The organism is Curtobacterium sp. DN_7.5 (assembly GCF_022655355.1).
Taxonomy (GTDB): Bacteria; Actinomycetota; Actinomycetes; order Actinomycetales; family Microbacteriaceae; genus Curtobacterium; species Curtobacterium luteum.
The window spans coordinates 661,354-679,427 of the sequence record NZ_CP093378.1; the positions used below are offsets into that span (position 1 = coordinate 661,354).

General features: G+C 68.9%; 20 protein-coding genes and 1 tRNA gene. 14 read left to right on the forward strand and 7 right to left on the reverse strand.

The features are described 5' to 3' along the window. Positions 1 to 39: 39 nt before the first annotated feature. A complete protein-coding gene (locus MON03_RS03190) occupies positions 40 to 534 on the reverse strand; it encodes a MarR family winged helix-turn-helix transcriptional regulator (RefSeq protein ID WP_022902239.1) in 495 nt (164 codons plus the stop codon). 94 nt (positions 535 to 628) lie between these two features. Between MON03_RS03190 and MON03_RS03195 the strand changes: the two genes are divergently transcribed. Continuing rightward, positions 629 to 700: transfer RNA gene (locus MON03_RS03195), tRNA-Gln, on the forward strand. Positions 701 to 944: 244 nt separating this feature from the next. On the opposite strand, the gene MON03_RS03200 is transcribed toward MON03_RS03195, so the two are convergent. The 5 genes from MON03_RS03200 to MON03_RS03220 form a co-directional block, all read right to left on the reverse strand. Beyond that, a complete protein-coding gene (locus MON03_RS03200) occupies positions 945 to 1,979 on the reverse strand; it encodes a hypothetical protein (RefSeq protein WP_242090493.1) in 1,035 nt (344 codons plus the stop codon). Next, positions 1,976 to 2,986 carry an IS110 family transposase gene (locus MON03_RS03205; protein WP_242090495.1) on the reverse strand — a complete coding sequence of 337 codons (1,011 nt, stop codon included), beginning with the start codon at positions 2,984 to 2,986 and terminating at the stop codon, positions 1,976 to 1,978. Before MON03_RS03205 ends, MON03_RS03200 begins: the two co-directional genes overlap by 4 nt. Before the next feature lie 345 nt (positions 2,987 to 3,331). After that, the gene (locus tag MON03_RS03210) at positions 3,332 to 4,141 is read right to left on the reverse strand and encodes an SDR family oxidoreductase (RefSeq protein WP_242090497.1); all 810 of its coding nucleotides are present in this window, start codon (positions 4,139 to 4,141) and stop codon (positions 3,332 to 3,334) included. 81 nt (positions 4,142 to 4,222) lie between these two features. Beyond that, entirely contained in the window at positions 4,223 to 4,972 is a 750-nt protein-coding gene (locus tag MON03_RS03215) for an SDR family NAD(P)-dependent oxidoreductase (protein WP_242090500.1), read from the reverse strand. Then, positions 4,972 to 5,922 (reverse strand): SDR family NAD(P)-dependent oxidoreductase, encoded by a 951-nt coding sequence (locus tag MON03_RS03220; RefSeq protein ID WP_295787010.1) that lies wholly within the window; start codon positions 5,920 to 5,922, stop codon positions 4,972 to 4,974. The genes MON03_RS03215 and MON03_RS03220 overlap by 1 nt, the downstream gene beginning before the upstream one ends. Positions 5,923 to 5,985: 63 nt before the next feature. On the opposite strand from MON03_RS03220, the gene MON03_RS03225 reads away from it, so the two are divergent. From MON03_RS03225 to MON03_RS03280, 12 genes are all read left to right on the forward strand, one after another. Beyond that, entirely contained in the window at positions 5,986 to 6,567 is a 582-nt protein-coding gene (locus MON03_RS03225; protein WP_042726335.1) for a TetR/AcrR family transcriptional regulator, read from the forward strand. Between the two features lie 219 nt (positions 6,568 to 6,786). Further along, entirely contained in the window at positions 6,787 to 7,086 is a 300-nt protein-coding gene (locus MON03_RS03230; RefSeq protein WP_242090502.1) for a recombinase family protein, read from the forward strand. A gap of 296 nt (positions 7,087 to 7,382) precedes the next feature. After that, positions 7,383 to 7,664: a barstar family protein gene (locus MON03_RS03235; RefSeq protein WP_083881889.1), complete on the forward strand. Its 282-nt coding sequence runs from the start codon at positions 7,383 to 7,385 to the stop codon at positions 7,662 to 7,664. 135 nt (positions 7,665 to 7,799) lie between these two features. Beyond that, positions 7,800 to 8,024, forward strand: coding sequence for a hypothetical protein (locus tag MON03_RS03240; protein WP_148286035.1), 225 nt, complete (start codon positions 7,800 to 7,802; stop codon positions 8,022 to 8,024). An 89-nt stretch (positions 8,025 to 8,113) separates the two neighbouring features. Then, positions 8,114 to 8,359, forward strand: a complete 246-nt coding sequence (locus MON03_RS03245; RefSeq protein WP_022902230.1) for a hypothetical protein — start codon at positions 8,114 to 8,116, stop codon at positions 8,357 to 8,359. A 155-nt stretch (positions 8,360 to 8,514) separates the two neighbouring features. After that, positions 8,515 to 8,811 carry a hypothetical protein gene (locus MON03_RS03250; protein WP_242088516.1) on the forward strand — a complete coding sequence of 99 codons (297 nt, stop codon included), beginning with the start codon at positions 8,515 to 8,517 and terminating at the stop codon, positions 8,809 to 8,811. Positions 8,812 to 8,846: 35 nt separating this feature from the next. Further along, positions 8,847 to 9,287, forward strand: coding sequence for a hypothetical protein (locus MON03_RS03255; protein ID WP_148286033.1), 441 nt, complete (start codon positions 8,847 to 8,849; stop codon positions 9,285 to 9,287). 95 nt (positions 9,288 to 9,382) lie between these two features. Continuing rightward, the gene (locus MON03_RS03260) at positions 9,383 to 9,922 is read left to right on the forward strand and encodes a hypothetical protein (RefSeq protein WP_242090505.1); all 540 of its coding nucleotides are present in this window, start codon (positions 9,383 to 9,385) and stop codon (positions 9,920 to 9,922) included. A gap of 852 nt (positions 9,923 to 10,774) precedes the next feature. Continuing rightward, the gene (locus tag MON03_RS03265) at positions 10,775 to 13,621 is read left to right on the forward strand and encodes an aminotransferase (protein WP_242090507.1); all 2,847 of its coding nucleotides are present in this window, start codon (positions 10,775 to 10,777) and stop codon (positions 13,619 to 13,621) included. Positions 13,622 to 13,791: 170 nt separating this feature from the next. Continuing rightward, the gene (locus tag MON03_RS03270) at positions 13,792 to 14,211 is read left to right on the forward strand and encodes a BLUF domain-containing protein (protein ID WP_242090510.1); all 420 of its coding nucleotides are present in this window, start codon (positions 13,792 to 13,794) and stop codon (positions 14,209 to 14,211) included. Positions 14,212 to 14,419: 208 nt separating this feature from the next. Further along, positions 14,420 to 15,061 (forward strand): AmiS/UreI family transporter, encoded by a 642-nt coding sequence (locus tag MON03_RS03275; protein ID WP_242090512.1) that lies wholly within the window; start codon positions 14,420 to 14,422, stop codon positions 15,059 to 15,061. A gap of 25 nt (positions 15,062 to 15,086) precedes the next feature. Next, the gene (locus MON03_RS03280; RefSeq protein WP_242090514.1) at positions 15,087 to 16,310 is read left to right on the forward strand and encodes an acyl-CoA dehydrogenase family protein; all 1,224 of its coding nucleotides are present in this window, start codon (positions 15,087 to 15,089) and stop codon (positions 16,308 to 16,310) included. Positions 16,311 to 16,426: 116 nt separating this feature from the next. On the opposite strand, the gene MON03_RS03285 is transcribed toward MON03_RS03280, so the two are convergent. Then, positions 16,427 to 17,005, reverse strand: a complete 579-nt coding sequence (locus MON03_RS03285) for a TetR/AcrR family transcriptional regulator (RefSeq protein WP_242090515.1) — start codon at positions 17,003 to 17,005, stop codon at positions 16,427 to 16,429. A gap of 77 nt (positions 17,006 to 17,082) precedes the next feature. Here MON03_RS03285 and MON03_RS03290 point away from each other — a divergent pair, with 77 nt between their 5' ends. Further along, positions 17,083 to 17,970 (forward strand): NAD-dependent epimerase/dehydratase family protein, encoded by an 888-nt coding sequence (locus MON03_RS03290; protein ID WP_022902220.1) that lies wholly within the window; start codon positions 17,083 to 17,085, stop codon positions 17,968 to 17,970. Positions 17,971 to 18,074: the final 104 nt, after the last annotated feature.

An 18,074-nucleotide genomic window follows, 5' to 3' on the forward strand; every position in this document is an offset into this window, starting at 1 on the left:
CGGTCTCGGTCTCGGACGCGGTTTCGGTCTCGTTCGCGGTCAGTCGCCGAGGCCGAGGATGAGTCGCCGCAGGAGCCCGGAGAGCTGCGCCTGCTCCGTGCCGGACACCTCGTCGAGGATCGTGCGCTCGGCATCGAGCAGGTCGGCGATCGCCGTGTCCACCGCGGTCCGTCCTGCGCCGGTGAGGGCGACCAGGATCCCGCGGCCGTCCTTCGGGTCCGTGCGTCGGCTGACGAGCCCGCGCGCCGCGAGCCGGTCGACCCGGTTCGTCATCGTGCCGCTGGACACGAGCGTCTGCTGCAGGAGCGTCTTCGGGCTCAACTCGTACGGCTCGCCCGCGCGCCGCAGCGCCGACAGGACGTCGAACTCCCACGGCTCCACGCCGCTCGCGTCGAACGCCGCCCGCCGTGCCCGGTCGAGGTGCCGCGCCAGCCGGTCGACCCGCGAGAACACCTCGAGCGGGGCGAAGTCGAGGTCGTCGCGCTCACGACCCCACGCCGCGACGATGCGATCGACCTCGTCCTCCTGCGGCATCCCCCCATCTTGGCCGAACCGGCAGCGCACGGCCACCGGCCGCGACATGGGAGGATGGTCGGGCGCCGGGCGGGCTCCACTCCGTCAGGCGTGTTCCGCCTTGGTGTAACGGCAGCACGACGGCCTTTGGTGCCGTTAGGTCCGGGTTCGAATCCTGGAGGCGGAGCGGGGGGGTGATCCGAGTTTTCGGCGTTCGGGTTGTGACTTTTCGCGGCTGGGGGAGCTTGGTGACGCGGAAACCGGATTGGGAGCCCCAGGGACGAACTGCGAGACGTCGAACGCGACTGCACCCCTAGGCCGAAGGTGCTCTGCGCCAACGACAGTACCCCCTGCCCGAAAAACGGGCAGGGGGTACCGCGGCCGGGGCGGCCGTCAGGAGGGTCGATTTTCAGTTCGGAGCGAGCAGTGCGCTACGCGATGAGTCTGAGTTGCTCTATCTCTGCAAGTCGGTTGAACGGGTTGCGACGATCGTGCTCTTCGACCGTGAGGCTCTCGAGGCCGGGCTCGAAGAGCGCGGCGCTCGAGCGGTTCATGCGGTTCATCCCCCGGAGAGCGAGGCGGGCCTTGAGCCAGTCGATGATGCGGGAGATGTTGGCGCTCGCTGCTGCCATGGCGCCGGCCATCTCGACAATCCAGGGGCCACGCATGCGTCGCTTCATCGGAACTCCGAGCGCCTCGCGGTCCGCGTCCTTGAGACACGAATTACCGTTCTCGACGTTGTTGCGCTTGCCGAACCAGGCGCGCCACACGTCGGACTTGTACTCGTACTCCTGACCGTACTTGAGGTGGTTCTGGTTCTTGACGCCGTTCTTGTCGCTGAGAACCCCAGGGACTTTCACGGTCTTGCCCGGGATGACAACGTCGATCCAGGTGTCGGACTCTGCGTCGTAGACCTTCGGGTCGGTGAATTCCGGGTAGGAGTACTGGCGCGCGCCGGTGGCGTCGTAACCGCTACGGGGGATGAGCCGGTAGCGGGAGCGCTCCTTGCGGCGCTGACGGAGAAGCGCGTGGGCTTCGTCTCGAAGTTTGGAGCGCTCGGCCTCGGGCTTGCTCGTGATGGTCTTGAGGTAGTCGAGGTATGTCTTCTCGGCGTCAATGAGGGCGGCTGGCATGAACCGCAGGTGCCAGCTACCCGTGACCAAGACCAGGTTGTGCCGGCCATCGGCGCTTGCATAGAACGCTTGCTGACCGAGCTCCTCTTCCTCGTTTTTGTAGTCCATGACGACCTTGACGCCTGCTTGCGCGAGAGGGCGCTGCAAGTCCTCGGGCTTCGCTCCAGGGAAGTAGGCGCGGTCGCCGACAACGGTCTTGATGGCGTGACCGCATTCAACGGCAGACTGGTAGAGGAACAAGCCGTGACCCGTGAGCGCGCCAGGCTTGTGACCGCTGGTCGAGAGAAAGAGCAGGGGATAGCTCGCCTCAGTCTCGTTCGGGTCGCGGGTCATAACCGCGTACTCGAGCTCCCATCCGAACGCGTACTTATCGCCGCCGTCCTGGTCAGGGTCGTGGCTGCCCTGCCGGCCGTACCAACCGCAGTCGTAGTTCGTGGAGACCTTATCGCCCGGCTTGATGTTCTTGGCACTCTTCTGCTTGCCCGAGACTTCCGCGAATGTGGCATCGATGGCAATCGCGCCCTTGAATCGCCCGCGCCGCCGAGGGACGCGAACGCGGCCTCGCTGCGGACTCGGCCGACATGCGAGTACGCGGTGAGGAACACAGCCGCTGAGACCGGCCCGACGCCAGCAATGTCGAGCACCGTAGGCGCGAGAGCGGAGACGTATCGCTCGAGTGCATGGTGGTTTGCGTTGAGCTTGCCGGTCAGGTCAATGACGTCGCGAGCAAGGCGGACCGCTTCGGCTCGCGCGATGACCTCATCGATGTCGTCACTGGGACGGTGCCGCCACGCTGCGATCGAGGCGATCTGCGTGTCCTTCAGCGGGTGCCGAACGTCGATACCGAGATTGATCGTGCGCAGCAGCGCGGTGAGCGCGTTCCGGCTCGCGGTGCGTTGACCGTCCATCGATCTCCGCGCCGCCAGCAACACGCGCAACGCCGACCGGATCTTGCCGGTCCTCGGCCAGGAGAGCAGCGCCGTGTCGGTGCGCAGCACGGCACGAGCCGCGGCTTCGGCATCGATTGGGTCGGACTTCCCGCGAGCTCCGCGGTCGGCTCGTCGTGGTGGTCGCGCTTCGACCACGGGAATGTCGGCCTGCTGCAGCGCTTCGGTCAGGGATGCTCCGTAGGAGCTGGTCCCCTCGACAGCCGCGAGCCGTCCAGCGGCTGTCCGACGATCGATCCAAGCCAATGCGCGGGCGAGACCAGTCGGACTCGTCGGGAACGACGCGGTGTCGACGACGCCGCCAGTGCGGGTGTCGAGGATGACGTAGGTGTGCGTTTTGGCGTGCGTGTCGACGCCGATGACATGCGTGTACTCGTCTGCGACGATGGGCATTGCGGGACTCCTTCCAAGACGGGAACCGTGTTGGCGCCCGGCCCGGGAGAGTCGTTGCGGGGCGGATCTCTAACGAGTCACAACCAGGTGGCTGGTTCGACGACCTTCTATCAAGCCATCGCAGCGGACGGGCCGGCACCAGCCCCGCCACCCGCAGCGGACGAGTCGAGACAATGCCACGTCATGACGACAGGCAGATAGCCGAAGAGTCACACCACGAGCCGGGACCGGTGCCAGCCTGTCAGCCGACCCCAGGCCGACCAAGAACCATTAGAGATAGCCGATCGTCTACCGAGGCACAGTGCGACCTGGCGGTATGCAGTGCGGTCGCGTGAGCGTCGCCGGTCAGGCGAATATGTCGCCGGTACGCAGCGATGCGTCGGCTCCGCCGTCGACGAAGATGACTTGTCCTGTGACATGGGTGTTTGCAGGGCTGGTCAGCCAGGTGAGTAGTTCAGCTGGTGCTGCTGGTTCTGATGGGCCGTGAAGCGGCATCGGCACCACCTGCAGGAGGGCGTCGCGCTGTTCGGGGTTATCGAGCATCGGCTGAGTCATCGGACTTATCACGATGCCGGGGCCGACCGCGTTGAGGGGGACACCTGCTTCGGCCCACTCGGGACTGATGGCTGCTCGTCGCACCCACCGTGAGATGGCCCGTTTCGATGAGGCGTACAGCGTCTGGCCTCCATCGCGGGCAACAGCCGTCTCGGCGGCATTGACTGCTGCTGCTTCGTCTCCCTGCAGGCACGCTTCGACGACGTCGTCATCGGTGGTTTGCAGTGTGGAGAACGACGACACGATCGCTGCGCGTGGAGCGTCGGAGTGCACCAGCAGTGGTCGGAGGCGTTCGAGCGTGGCGACAGCGCCGAAGTAGTTCACCGTGATCGTGACCGGTGCGGGAGCTGCGACGCCAGCAACCGCGATGACCGCGTCGATGCGGCCGCCGCTGGCTTGGTCGACCGCGCCGGCGAGGGTGTCCCGGCCGTCGGCCGTGCTGAGGTCGGCAATGATGTCCGCGTTTCGGATGTCGATGCCGATGACGCGGTGCCCGCGCGTGCGAAGGAGAGCGGCGGTGGCTGCGCCGATGCCTGAGGCTGCTCCGGTGACGACGTAGGTACGGGCAGTGTGCTGAGGTTCGGAGGGTGTGGCAGTCATGATGCTTCTTCCTGGCTGCGCCCCGTGTCCTGTTGCGGGGCGCAGCCGTCGGAGCGGGTGTGGTGTCGGGTGATGAAGCGGTCAGCTCTTCTGCATGAAGCCGCCGTCGACGCTGTGGGTGATGCCAGTGACGAATCCTGCGTCGTCGGAGAGCAGCCATGCGACGGTGGCGGCGACCTCTCGTGGGGATCCCATGCGACCCATGGGCATCTGCTCCGCGTACATGGCTCGAATTCCCTCGTCGAGGGCTGCCACTGCGGGGGTGTCGATCAGACCGGGGGCGACAGCGTTGACGCGGATGCTGTCCCGCGCGTACTCGAGTGCGGCTTGCCCGGTGAGGGAGATGACGCCTGCCTTCGCTACGGCGTAGGCGGGCTGACCGATCGTGGCGCGGAGGCCGGCGCCGGATGCCATGTTCACGATCGAGCCGCCGCCGTGTTCCAGGAAGTAGCTGATCTCGGCTTTCATCGACAACCACATGCCCTTGAGGTCGATGTTGTGGATGCGGTCCCACCATGCCTCGTCGAGATCGTGGATGCGTGCAGCCGGGTGGCCGATCCCAGCGATGTTCGCGGCGTAGTGCAGCGCGCCGAACGTGTTCACGGCGTGGGCGACGAGGGCGACTGTGTCCTCGGCACGTGATACGTCGATGCGGATGAACGACGCGGTGCCACCGGCTGCGGTGATCTCCTCGACCACTCGGGCGCCGGCGGTGTCGACAACATCACCGATGACGACTTTGGCGCCGCGTTCGGCGAGCAGCTTCGCGGTTGCTTCTCCGATGCCGGATGCGCCGCCGGTGACGGCGACGACCTTGTCCTTGAAAGTCATCAGCGGACCAACGCAAACTCTTCGTTCATTGACCCGGGGATTGCGTACCCGTCCAGATCTCGTATCTGGTCGATGTGCGCAGCGACGTCGTCAGGTGTGGCGACCGGTTCGTCGGCGGTGACGTGCCAGCCCGGCGTGACACCCATGAAGACACGTGCGTACCGGCCGCGTGCGATCGAGTAGAGCTCGTGCGAGCGGGTGTTCGATTCGCTGGCCAGGTATGCGACCAGGGCGCTGATCATTTCGGGTTCGGCGTGCGCCGGGGTGGTCGGCATGCCGACGAACTGGTCCGCGTTCATGTCCGCTCCCATCCGGCTGACCGCCGCGGGGAGGATCGTGTTCGCGAGGATGCCGTGCGGTGCCCCTTCGAGCGCGACCACGTTCGCGAGACCGAACACTCCACCCTTTGCGGCTGCGTAGTTGGCCTGTTGGATCGACCCGAACAGCCCAGCCGCCGAGGAGGTGAACACGATGCGTCCGTAGCCGTTCTCGCGCATGTTCGCGAAGGCAGGCTGAGTGACGTAGAACGCTCCGTTGACGTGCACAGCCAGCAGGGCGTCGATCGCTGCCGGAGTCAGATCGGTGAAGGCGGCGTTGCGGATGTTGCCGGCGTTGTTGACGAGGATGTCGATCTTGCCGAACGCGTCGAGAGCGGTCTGGATGATTGCCTGACCGCCCTCGGGCGTGGCGACGGAGTCGTAGTTCGACACCGCCTCGCCGCCGCCAGCGCGGATCTCGTCGGCGACCTGATCGGCCATCGCGGTCCCGCCGTTCTCACCGCTGATGTCACCGCCGAGGTCGTTGATTACCACCTTTGCTCCGCGGCTCGCGAGCTCGAGGGCATGCGCCCGACCCAGCCCTCCGCCAGCTCCTGTCACGACCGCCACGCGGCCAGTGAACGACACTGCAGACATGTTCTCTCCTTTGAGACTCGGTCGCTCCGAGCACATGGCACAGTCTGCCACTTAGCGGACGAGTGCCAGTGGCGATCGCGGGATACTTGGAGCGTGGACATGCAAGGGGCCGACGACGAGATCCGGCAGATCGCTCCACTTCGGGTGCGCCGCCGGACGGCGACGCAGGCCGAGATCGCGGAGGCAGCGGCGTCGCTGTTCGAGCGGTACGGGTTTGAGAACGTCACCGTTGAGCAGATCGCGACGGCAGCGGGGATCTCGATGCGCACGTTCTATCGACACTGCTCGGGCAAGGATGAAGCGCTCTCCGTGGGTTTGAGCGCGGGTCCGGAGGAACTGGCGGCGGCAATCGGAAAGCATCAGGACCTGCCGCTCCTGGAAGCGGTGGTGGCAGGGCTCGTGGAGGTGTCGGACAGCCCGGTCCGTCGCAGCGAACTGCGGCTGATCCTCGGAACACCAGCGCTTCGTGTGTCGTGGTTGGCAGCTGGCCGCGCCGCTCAGGAAGATCTGGTTGGCATTGTGCGGCAGCACTTCCCAGCCATCACCGTGTTCGAAGCCCAAGCCCGGGCAGCTGCAATCATCAGCATCCTCACCGTGGTGCTTGAGGCATGGACCGCCGCAGAAGACGATGATCTCCCGCTCCGCGCTCAGCAGGCCCTCCGCGTGCTCACTGACTGGTAGGTCTGTCCGCAAGGACCCGCACCACCGGTACCTGTGAGCCGGCCCACTCTGCCGAGGAGGGTCTGTCTTGGTCTGACACAGAAACGACCGTTTGTGGCACAAGGGCTGGCCTCGGATCGAGGAAGTTGCTTGGAGCGGCGAGTCGTGTAGCGATACTCAGTGCCGGTATCCATGAGTCGTTACCAGCTGTGCGCGGCGAGTTCCGTTACGTGCTCGAGCATGGGAGAGCTCCTCGGGTGCGCGCGAGTGTCGACGACCGATCAAGATGCGTCGCTGCAGCTTGACGCGTTGAACGCAGCGGGCTGCTATCGAGTGTGGGTCGACACGATGTCAGGCCCGCTCGGGCATCGCCCCGAGCTGACAAAGCTCCTCGACCAGCTCCGCCCAGGCGACACGCTCGTCGTCTGGCGTCTTGATCGCCTGGGCCGCTCGAGCCGGCACCTCATCGGCCAGCTCCAGGCGCTGGGGGAGCGGGGAAACACGACAGGGCGATCGCCACGTGGCTTGCCACTCAGGTGAACCTGATGAACGCCGCGTCCACACAGAACCAGGTTTTCAGGGTCGCCCTCGAGGCGAGCAGCCGCATCGCGAACTGGCACATCGGCGAAGTGCCAACGTCGTGGTTCGAAAGCGCGGTTCGCGCACACTCACCGCGCAAGCCACGCGGGAACCTCAGAGTGCTCATGACCAGCATCGCGGCCGCAGCCGGGCTGGTAGCGACTGGCCTCCCTGCCGGCGCGGTCGCGGGAATCGGAGCCGGACTGGCGCAGCTCCGCGTTCGAAAGGCAGCCGACAACGGCTGACGTCGCGGTGCCGTGGAACAGAATCCCGATACCCGTGGAACGCCCGTCAGCACTGGGATCCGCGACCCGCGCCATCACTGGCATCCGCGAATAAGCCGAACACCTCGCGGGGGCTATCCGGTCTTTGCGGAAGTCGCCTTCGTGACGGCCGTCCATTTCGCCAGCCACTTTGGGAAGAACCTGGCCGCGCTCAACGACTGCATGTCAGACGTAGCCGAGGCGGAATACGGGTGGGACGCGACCGAGACCGGCCTCGTCCTGATCCTCTCTGGCTTCGCCCGGTTCGCTCAATGACTCCCACGGATCGCCGACCACGTACGGCACATCCTGGGGAGGCAGGGACGCTGCCCAGCGCTCTTCGGGAACCGACTCCTCACGATCCTGTCCCGAAGATGAGCGCCGCGCGGACACTTTCGTTAGGTTCGCGACATGCGAGCAACCAGAGCCGAACGGCGGCTGCGCAACTTCCAAACCCTGCTTCTACTCGGGGCTCTCGTGGCAGACGTCCTCGCGGCCGTGCTACTCGTGCTCGCGGGCATCCCTCAACCCATCGCCATAGCAATCGGCCTCGTGGTGTATCTCGCCAGCTGGAGAGCGATTCTCCAAGCTGTTCACCGGCGCAGAGATGCGTCAGACGACACCGACGACCGCTAGCCGATCGGCTTCTGGGTCCGCGCGGAAGTCCGGTGAGCAGCGCGGTTGAGCCAAAGGGTCGGCCCTCGCCGGCGACTAAGGTGCGTGTTGTGTCCGCGACTCCTGAGAAGCCGAAGGTCTGGGCGATCGCAAGCTTTTATGTCGGCGGTTCGGCCGCGCTGATCTTCGGTGTCGCTCGATGGGCGATGCAAAGTCGTGCGGAGCTAGCCGCGCTCTCGTCAGGTCGCAGGCTGGTCTTACCCGCGTGGGCGTGGAACCTGTTGTTCGTGGTGCTGGGGCTGGCGATGTGCGGCTTCGCGATTCAGGCGACGGTTCGTCTCCGTCGTTTCCGGTGAAGCAGAGCTCGCACTGCACCCAGATTGCCTCCGTGCGGCAATGGCGGACAGCTCGGGACAAACCCCCTTGCGTGTCCGATAGACGATCGGTTGACGAGACAGCCCCTCTGCGCCATGTTCGTGGGATGCCTGAGTGGAACGGTCTTCAGATTCCGGTGACTGATCTCCGTCTCGTGTTCGATCGGATCCTTCAGCACATCGAACGTGCGAACGGGGAGTCGGTCGTGCTGCGTGAGGACTACTTCTACTCGTTGCCCGCTCCGGGCCTCTACGACGTGTCGAGCGATCCACCCGAAGCCACGATCGGTCAGCTGACCGAGTCGTGGGACAACCTGACGACGGCGCCGGCCGCCGATCGGACGTTGAACTGGGAACTCGTTTGGCTGGGCGACGTCCTACGAGCCATCGGGCATCTTCTGCCCGAGGGCAAGCAGCATTCGACAGGCCGGTAGCCGATCGGCCACCGGCCGCGTGGGAGGATCCGGTCATGCTGAGTGACGATGCCATTGTTGAGGTTCTGCGCCGGGAAACAGCATGGCGTCTGCTCGACCCTCGGAAGAGCAGTCGGCTGGACTACCGACTCACGGACGTCCGCGTACGAGACGGACACGTGCTCGACGTGCGCATCACACAGCGCGACGGCGAGTCCGCTCGTCTGCTCATCAGGATGCCCGCCTCCGGGGCGCCTCAGTACTGGGTCTACGCCCGACCAGAGGATGCTACCGACTGGGTCGGTCAACTCCTCACCTGGATCGACGAAGAGGTGTTCACCGACGGCTTGGGACCGGGACGCCTCCGTGAAGATCGCGGCGGCGAGAGCTACGTCGTCGTCGCGAACTACGGATGGCATCAGACCGACACCGAAGAACACGCACGCCTCACCGCTGCGGCCGGACCCCGGGGATGGCACGGCTGCGGCGCCGTCTGACTGAGCGTCCTGAGTCGTTCCGGTAGACGATCCTCATCCGGGGTACTACTCGACCCTCTGGGACGGCTTCAACGGCATACCCGTAGAGTCCGCGGATGGAAGCCTCGTTTGCGATCTTCATTAACGGCTCCTACGGCGCTGGCAAGACAACCGTTCTCGATCACATCGGCAACCTGCTCGCAGCCGAGGGGCGCCCTTTCAGTCTGATCGACGTCGACTGGTTTCATCGGTCCTCTCCAGTTGCCGCCTTCGACCCGCAGAACCAGGTCATCGAGGCGAGGAACATCGCTGCCGTGTGGGTGAACTACAAGACCGCCGGACCGCGCCAACTCATCATGAGCGGCGTGATCGCCAATGAAGCCGACAAGCATCGATACTCAGAAGCCGTCGCGCTGCCGCTTCGATCTGTCCGCCTGACCGCGCAGCGATCAACTGCCGAGGCACGCCTGCGGGCACGCTACGACTCCTCCCGACAGACCGAGCTACGCTGGCAAGTTGACCGCTGGGAGGACCTCACCCAGCGTCTCACCGCAGCTGACTTGGATGAAGTCGCGATCGCCACGGACAGGTTAGATGCGCTGTCAGTAGCTCGCCGCATCGCGCAGCACTTCGAGCTCCTCGACGTGTCTCGATAGCCGGTCGTCCAACGAACAGCGGGACTCGCTGTCGCTCGCTCGCAGGTTGGCGCGTCGCAGATAGCCCGTCCGATTTGATTCTCACCGGGCTGCCTCGAACGGACGCCGGTGAGCACAAGACCCGAGCGTTTCAGCTGAGCACGTTGTGTCGTAGGTCGTGTCCGGTGTCGGCGCGGGGTGAGGCGATATGGCTGTGTGTAGAACGGTGGGGTCGCGGGGTCGTAGATCCGAGAGTGCGGGTCTCGCCCCGCGGCTTCAAACTGCACGCTCGGCGTACGATCCCAGCATGTCCAGGGCGAGACGACGACAACGCGTCCTGCGCACCGTGTCCTTCGCTGTGCTTCTCGCCGTCGCCCTTACCGGCTGCGCTCCACGGGCGGTGGACCATCGTCGGGAACAGGGTCCGACAGCCGCGCCCGTGCAGTCCTCTCGCATCCCGACGGTCGCGACATCGGAGGGGCTGCGTCAGCTCCGTTGGACCGACACCGGGCATCGACAGAAGGGCCTGCCGGTGCTGGCGGTGCAGAACACCGACTGCGTCACACCAGTCGGGGTCAGCCTGCGCGAGACATCGACGGCCGTGACGGTGACAGCGTGGGGACGCCGACAGACGGAGCCGTGCGCAGCGATCGGGTACGCGATCTAGGGCGCGGTCCCACTCGACGGGCCGCTCGGGCACCGCACGCTCCGGCACGGGTAGAGCCGGACCGGACCCCCGTCGAGCCCGGGCGCGGTCCGCTCAGCGGCGCTCCATGCCCAGGACGATCGAGCGTCCCGCCCAGGGGCCGTTCGGCCCTACGCTCGGACTGTCCCGTCGGTCGGACGCCCGCCGTCCCTCGCCCAGGAGTCCTCGTGCACAGCGCCGTCTTCGACTACTTCTCCCAGCCCGAACTCCCGTCGCCTGTGCTGCCCACGGCCGAGGCCACCGCGCTCCTGGCCTCCGAGTTCGGCATCGACGCCACGCTCGAGTCGCTCGGGAGCCAGCAGGACCAGAACTTCCTGGTGCGCACGACCGGCGCGGCCGGCACGACCGACTCCGACCAGCCGCTCGGTGTCCTGAAGATCAGCAACCCGTGCTTCACCGAGGCGGAGATCGACCTGCAGGGCGTCGCGGCGGCCCGGGTCGCGTCCGAGCAGCCGGAGGTCCGCGTGCCGACCGTCCTGGCGTCCGGCTGGTGGGACACGAGCGCCGGGCGGCTGCACGCACGGGTCATCTCGTTCGTGTCCGGCAACACGCTCACCGGGTCCGGGTACCTCCGGCCGGCCGTGGTCGCGCGGCTCGGGGCCCTGGCCGCGCGGGTGCAGCTCGCGTTGGCGGGGCTCGAGCACCCGGCAGCGCACCGCACGTTGCAGTGGGACCTCCGGCACGCGGTGCGGGTCGCGCGGACGATCGCGGAGACCGAGCCGGACCGGGCCGTGGTCGACGAGGTCCTCGCCGCGGTGGACAGCGCGGCGACGGTGGTCGAGGCGCTCGGTGACCGGCTCCCTCGGCAACTCGGGCACTTCGACGTCACGGACGACAACGTCCTGCGACCTGACGGTCCGGTGACCCTCCCGGACGCAGTCATCGACTTCGGCGACGTCGCCGACTCGTGGGCCGTCGGCGAGCTCGCCGTGACCCTGTCGAGCGTGCTGCACCACGACGGGGCGACGGTCTGGTCGGTCCTCCCGGCGGTCCGGGCCTTCCACGCGCTCCGACCGCTGTCCTCGGACGAGGTCGACGCGCTGTGGCCCCTCGTGGTCCTGCGCGGCGCGGTCCTCGTGCTGAGCGGACGGCAGCAGGTCCGACTCGACGACGACAACGCCTACGCGTCCGGCGCCCTCGACCGGGAGTACCGCGTCTTCCGCCAGGCCGTGTCGGTGCCGTCCGCGGTGGTGACCGGGGTGCTCCGCCGTGCCCTCGGGTTCCCGCCGGCGACGGGTCTGACCTGGACACGGCGGGTCCTGGACGTCGAACCGGTGCTGCTCGACGGCGGCACGACGAGCCCGGTCCACGACGACGGCCGGTGGACCGCGCCCGACGCGCTCGCGGCCGAGGCGCGACGGCTTCTCGACGCCGGCGCGCCCGCTGTGGTCCTGCCCGCGTGGACGCCGGTGCTGACGAGTGCCGCGATCGGTGCCGAGGAGGCGCCGGCGAGCGTCCCGACGGGGGCGACCCTGTGGCTGGCGGAGCCGACCACGATCGCACGCGAGCGGTGCGACCAGGGTGGGGCGGTCCTCCAGTTCGACCCTGCCGACCGGGTCGATGACGGGCTGGTGCTGCCTGCCGGGGTGCCGGTCCACGTCCGGGTCGTCGCGGCGGAGCACGGTGACGCCGATCTGCCGAGGGCGGTACCCGCCGTCGCCGCACCGGGGTGGCGGACGCTCCTCGGCGACCCGGCCGTCGCGCTCGGCGCGCCGCAGCAGGCCCCGCCCGCTCCCGACGACCTCCTCGCCCGCCGCGACCGTGTCCTCGCGGAGGTCCAGGAGCACTACTACGCTGAGCCGCCCCGGATCGAGCGCGGCTGGCGCGACCTGCTGGTCGACGTCGACGGCCGCGTGTACACGGACCTCGTCAACAACGTCGCGAGCGTCGGGCACGCACACCCGCACGTCGCCGCGGCAGCCGCACGCCAGCACCGCCTGCTCAACACGAACTCACGCTTCCACTACGCCGGCATCGTCGAGTACGCCGAGCGGGTCGCCGCCCTGCTCCCGGACGAGCTCGACACGGTGTTCTTCGTCAACTCCGGGTCCGAAGCGACCGACCTCGCCCTCCGGATCGCGATGGCCGCCACCGGCCGGACGGACGTCGTCGCCATGCGCGAGGCCTACCACGGGTGGACGTACGCGAGCGATGCCGTCTCCACGTCGATCGCGGACAACCCGAACGCGCTCGCGACCCGTCCCGCGTGGGTGCACACGGTGGACGCGGCGAACGCGTACCGCGGTGTGCACCGGGGAGCGGACGCCATCCGCTACGCGCCCGAAGCAGCTGAGCGGATCCGGGCGCTCGCCGCGGCGGGACACGGGATCGCCGGGTTCATCTGCGAGCCGGTGTACGGCAACGCGGGCGGCATCGCGCTGCCGGACGGCTACCTGCGCGAGGTCTACGACGCCGTGCACGAGGTCGGTGGTCTGACCATCGCGGACGAGGTGCAGGTCGGGTTCGGGCGACTCGGACACTGGTTCTGGGGCTTCGAGCAGCAGGGCGTCGTGCCGGACGTCGTCGCGGTCGCGAAGTCGGTGGGCGGCGGGACACCGATCGGCATCGTCGTGACCCGCCGCGAGATCGCCGACCGGTACCGCACCCAGGGGTACTTCTTCTCGTCGACCGGCGGTTCGCCGGTGTCGGCGGCGGTCGGTGCCGCGGTGCTCGACGTCATCGAGTCCGAGGGGCTGCAACAGAACGCGGTCGTCGTCGGCGAGCACCTGGCCGACCGGCTCCGGGCGCTCGGCGACCGGCACGCCCTCGTCGGTACCGTGCACGGCTCCGGGCTCTACCTCGGGCTCGAGTTCGTCCGCGACCGGACGACGCTCGAGCCGGCGACCGAGGAGACCGCGGCGATCTGCGACCGGTTGCTCACGCTCGGCATCGTGATGCAGCCGACGGGGGACCACCAGAACGTCCTCAAGATCAAGCCACCGCTGGTGGTGACCCGGGAGTCGGCGGACCGGTTCGTCGACGCGCTCGACCGGGTGCTGACGACGGGCTGGTAGTCGGCGCGGGCGCGGCGGGCGCGGCGGGCGCGGCGGGCGCGGCGGGCGCGGCGGGCGCGTCGCACGCGATCCAAGCGACGGGCGCGGGCCCGCCCGGAGCACGCTCGGACGCGCAGGACACTCGTGGGTCCGGGGGAGTTGACTGGCGGCCCGCCCCGGAGAGGAACCCGATGCTGTCCCTGATCTACTCGAGCGTCGCGACACGACCGCTCGGCGACGACGACCTCGCGAGCCTGCTCGACCAGAGCCGCCGATCGAACGAGCGCGAGGACGTGACCGGCGTGCTGCTGTTCCGGAACGGCTACTTCCTGCAACTGCTGGAAGGGCCGGACGCTGCTGTGCGGGCGAAGCTCGACCGCATCAAGCACGACGACCGGCACACGAAGGTGCGGGTGATCCTCGAGGACCACGTCGAGGAGCGGCAGTTCCCGGAGTGGACGATGGGCTTCCCGGCCGCGGACGCCGACCTCGTGGACGTCCCGGGCTACCGATCGACGTTCGAGGACCTCGACGCGGCACCCGGTACCGAGGCGCCATCCGCCGCTGCCGTCCGGGAGCTCATCCGCTGGTTCCGGCCGAACGGCCGCTGACGGGTCGCCGACGGGCCGGCACGCCCCGGTCGCCGACGGCGGAGGCCCCGCGCCGTCACCGGCGCACGCGACCGCCGACCGCGGGGGCACGCACCCCGGACGACTCGCAACGTCACACCGCGCACCCGCACCCGTCATCGTTCGTCACGCCCGGTCACCTCCGGACACAACGTGGCACCGCCGAGCCCGCCGGTGCCATCGTCCGTCCATGGCCTACATCTGCTTGATCCTCTCCGGGGCGGCGCTCCTCATCAACGGGCTCACCCTGCTCGGCCGCGTCCCCGGACGGGACAGCGGCGTGTTCAACGTCCTCATCGGCAGCGTGCAGCTCGTCCTCTGCGTCGCCGTCGCGGTCTCCGCTGACGGGTCCCTGCCGGCCCTGCTCGCGATCTCGGGCACGTTCCTCTTCGGGCTGACCTACCTCTACGTCGGCCTCGACGCGCTCGCCGGCCTCGGGTCGACCGGGCTCGGCTGGTTCTGCGGTCTGGTCGCAGTCGTCGCGGTCGTCTTCGCCGTGACGAACGCCACCGTCGACCCCGTGCTCGCCGTCCTGTGGGCGACGTGGGCGGGACTCTGGTCGCTCTTCTTCGTGCTGCTGGCGCTCGGCCGACCGATCGGCCGCTCCACGGCGTGGGCGCTCGTCCTCGCGAGCCAGACGACGACGACCGTGCCGGCGCTGCTCGGCCTCGCGGGCCGGTGGCCGAGCGGGACCGGGTGGACGGTTGGCGCTCTCCTCGTCGCAGCGCTCGTCTTCGTCGGCGCCGCCGTCCTCGCACGCCGCCCACGGCAGCAGGAACCCGCGTCCGCCACCCCGGCCGTCGTCACCCCCGCACCCACCGCCACCGCCTGACCACCGCCCGACCGGAGGAACCACCGTGACCACCACCGCCACCCCCGACACCGTCGTCGACTACGAGACCCTCGCGGGTCGGTTCCGGCCGATCTTCGACCGGATCGCCGCCGGCGCGAGCGCCCGCGAGCAGGAGCACCGCCTGCCCCACGACGAGATCCGCGAACTCGCGGCCGCCGGCTTCGGCGCCGTCCGGGTCCCCGTGGCCTTCGGCGGCGCCGGCGCGACGCTGCCCCAGCTGTTCCGGCTGCTCACCGAGCTGGCCGCCGCCGACAGCAACATCCCGCAGGCGCTCCGTGGCCACTTCGCCCTCGTCGAGGACCGTCTCGTCGGCCGCTCCGGGGAACGCGACGCCTGGCTCGAGCGCTTCGGGCGCGGCGAGATCGCGGGCAACTCCTGGACCGAGGTCGGGGCCGTGCAGATCGGCGACGTCATCACGAAGGTGACCCCGCAGCCCGACGGCACCTTCCGCATCACCGGCCAGAAGTACTACTCGACCGGCAGCATCTTCGCGGACTGGATCGACACGTACGCCGAGCGCACCGACACCGGCGAGCGGGTCATCGCCATCGTCGACGCACACCAGCCCGGGGTCACGCACGGCGACGACTGGGACGGCTTCGGGCAGCGCACCACCGGCTCCGGCACGAGCACCTTCACCGACGCGGTCGTGCAGGCCGACGCGGTCATCCCGTTCGACGACCGGTTCAAGTACCAGACCGCCTACTACCAGGCGGTGCTCCTCACGGTCCTCGCGGGATCGGTCCTCGCCGCCGAACGCGAGATCGCCCTGCAGGTCCGGAACCGCAACCGGGTCTTCTCGCACGGCAACGCCGACACGTTCGCCGCGGACCCGCAGATCCTGCAGGTCGTCGGTGAGGTCTCCGCGGCCGGGTTCGCGGCGGCGGCCATCGTGGACCGTGCCGCCGAGGCGCTGCAGTCCGCGTACGAGGGCGCCGCGCTCGACGAGGCCGAGGACGAGCGCCGCAACGACCGCGCCGAACTCGCGACCGCGCAGGCGCAGGTCGCGCTCACGTCGCTCGCGACGACGGCGACGAGCCACCTGTTCGACGCGCTCGCCGCGTCCGGTGTGAGCGCGACGAAGAACCTCGACCGGCACTGGCGCAACGCCCGGACCGCTGGCAGCCACAATCCGTGGGTCTTCAAGGCGCGCATCATCGGCGACCACGCCGTCAACGGCGTGGAACCGCCGCGCGTCTGGGCGATCGGCGCGACCCGCCGCGCCTGAGCCGCGGACGGACCGGACGCCAGGCCCGGATCACCGCCGCCGGTCGGCGCACGGTGATCCGGGCCTGGCGTCCGTCGTCACGCGCCGCCCCACCGGCGTCCGCCAGGTCGGTGCCGTCAGAGCCGGGCCACCTCCGTCGCGGCCTCGCGCACGGCGCGCACGGCATCGTGCACGAACGGGCCGAGTGCAGCCCCCGCCCGAGCGGTCGTCCACACCGTGAACCCGTCCCAGTACGCCCGGATGCTCGTCTCCGCGAGCAGTGCGGCGCGGGGGGCAGGGACGCCCCGTCCGCGCAGCGCGACCTCGAGGGTCTCCGTGACGACGAACCGCTTGTACACGTACCGCTCCCGGAGTGCCTCGTGCGCTCGCGTCAACGCGGTGATCGCGGCACCGATGTCCTGCTGTTCCGGGGTGTGGGCGGCGGTCAAGGCATCGAGCACCGCGTCGACCACGGCCAGGTCGGTCAGTTCCGCAGGGGCGTCGCGGACGACACGACGGATGGTCTCGAGCGTCGCGGCCTGACCCTGGAACAGGATCTCCCGCTTGTCCGGGAACTGCCGGAACAGCGTCGCCTTCGTCAGGCCGGCGCGTTCGGCGATCTGCGCGGCGGTCGTCGCGTCGTAGCCCTGCTCGGCGAAGAGGTCCAGCGCTGCGCGGAGGAGTCGACCTCGCGGATCCGGTTGCCATCGTGCCACGCCCTCATGCTAACCGATGCGACTCGGTCTCATCAGGTGTACGGTGACGATACCAAGTCTCATGGACAGGAGTCATCATGCAGGTCTTCGTCACCGGCGCTTCCGGATGGATCGGCCGTGCCCTCACCGCGGACCTCGTCGCCCACGGGCACGAGGTCGTCGGACTCGCCCGGTCGGATGCCTCCGCGGACCGCATCCGCGCGGTCGGGGGTGAGGCCGTCCTGGGCGACGTGGCCGACCACGACCTGGTCGTCGAGCACGCTCGTCGTGCCGACGCGGTCGCACACCTGGCGTTCACGCTCGACTTCGACGAGTTCGAGGCGACCATCGACAACGAGGTCGCGCTGTCGGCTCGCCTGGGTGCGGCCCTCGCCGGCAGTGGGACGGCCGTCTTCGCGGCGTCCGGCACGCCGACGAACGCGGACGGGATTGCGACCGAGGCCGACGCGCTCGACCCGGACGGACCAGCCGGTGCCAGGGCCCGCACGACGACCGCTGTCCTCGCGCTCGCGGAGCAGGGCGTGCGGGCCGGCATCGTCCGGATGCCGCGGACGGTCCACGGCGCAGGGGACCGCAACGGGCTGATCGCGTCACTCGTGCAGCTCGACCGCCAGCTCGGGGTCGCCGCGTACGTCGGCGAGGGCGCGAACCGGTGGCCGGCGGTGCACGTCACCGACGCCGCACGCCTGTTCCGGCTCGCACTGGAATCGGCTCCAGCGGGTTCCGTCCTGCACGCGGTCGCGGAGGAGGGCGTCCCGATGCGGGCCGTTGCCGAGTCGATCGCTCGCCGGACCGGCCTGCCGCCGGCAGCGGTCGACCCGTCCACCCTCGGGGTCTTCGGCGCGCTGCTGGGCGGTGACCAGCCGGCATCGAGCGCGCGGACGCGCGCCCTGGTCGGGTGGGAACCGACCGGGCCCACGCTCATCAGCGACCTCGACGCCGGCCACTACACGGCGACTGCCTGACGGCCGGCGGAACGGACGCCAGGCCCGGATCACCGCCGCCGGTCGGCGCACGGTGATCCGGGCCTGGCGTCCGTGATCACGCGCCGCGGCGCGTGCCGACGGCG

Coding starts and splice junctions, on each gene's coding strand:
- MON03_RS03255 (WP_148286033.1), top strand. CDS start 8,847: ATGCTGAGTGACGATGCCATTGTTGAGGTTCTGCGCCGGGAAACAGCA.
- MON03_RS03225 (WP_042726335.1), top strand. CDS start 5,986: ATGCAAGGGGCCGACGACGAGATCCGGCAGATCGCTCCACTTCGGGTG.
- MON03_RS03275 (WP_242090512.1), top strand. CDS start 14,420: ATGGCCTACATCTGCTTGATCCTCTCCGGGGCGGCGCTCCTCATCAAC.
- MON03_RS03260 (WP_242090505.1), top strand. CDS start 9,383: ATGGAAGCCTCGTTTGCGATCTTCATTAACGGCTCCTACGGCGCTGGC.
- MON03_RS03230 (WP_242090502.1), top strand. CDS start 6,787: ATGGGAGAGCTCCTCGGGTGCGCGCGAGTGTCGACGACCGATCAAGAT.
- MON03_RS03215 (WP_242090500.1), bottom strand. CDS start 4,972: ATGACTTTCAAGGACAAGGTCGTCGCCGTCACCGGCGGCGCATCCGGC.
- MON03_RS03190 (WP_022902239.1), bottom strand. CDS start 534: ATGCCGCAGGAGGACGAGGTCGATCGCATCGTCGCGGCGTGGGGTCGT.
- MON03_RS03290 (WP_022902220.1), top strand. CDS start 17,083: ATGCAGGTCTTCGTCACCGGCGCTTCCGGATGGATCGGCCGTGCCCTC.
- MON03_RS03205 (WP_242090495.1), bottom strand. CDS start 2,986: ATGCCCATCGTCGCAGACGAGTACACGCATGTCATCGGCGTCGACACG.
- MON03_RS03240 (WP_148286035.1), top strand. CDS start 7,800: ATGCGAGCAACCAGAGCCGAACGGCGGCTGCGCAACTTCCAAACCCTG.
- MON03_RS03210 (WP_242090497.1), bottom strand. CDS start 4,141: ATGACTGCCACACCCTCCGAACCTCAGCACACTGCCCGTACCTACGTC.
- MON03_RS03270 (WP_242090510.1), top strand. CDS start 13,792: ATGCTGTCCCTGATCTACTCGAGCGTCGCGACACGACCGCTCGGCGAC.
- MON03_RS03220 (WP_295787010.1), bottom strand. CDS start 5,922: ATGTGCTCGGAGCGACCGAGTCTCAAAGGAGAGAACATGTCTGCAGTG.
- MON03_RS03200 (WP_242090493.1), bottom strand. CDS start 1,979: ATGACCCGCGACCCGAACGAGACTGAGGCGAGCTATCCCCTGCTCTTT.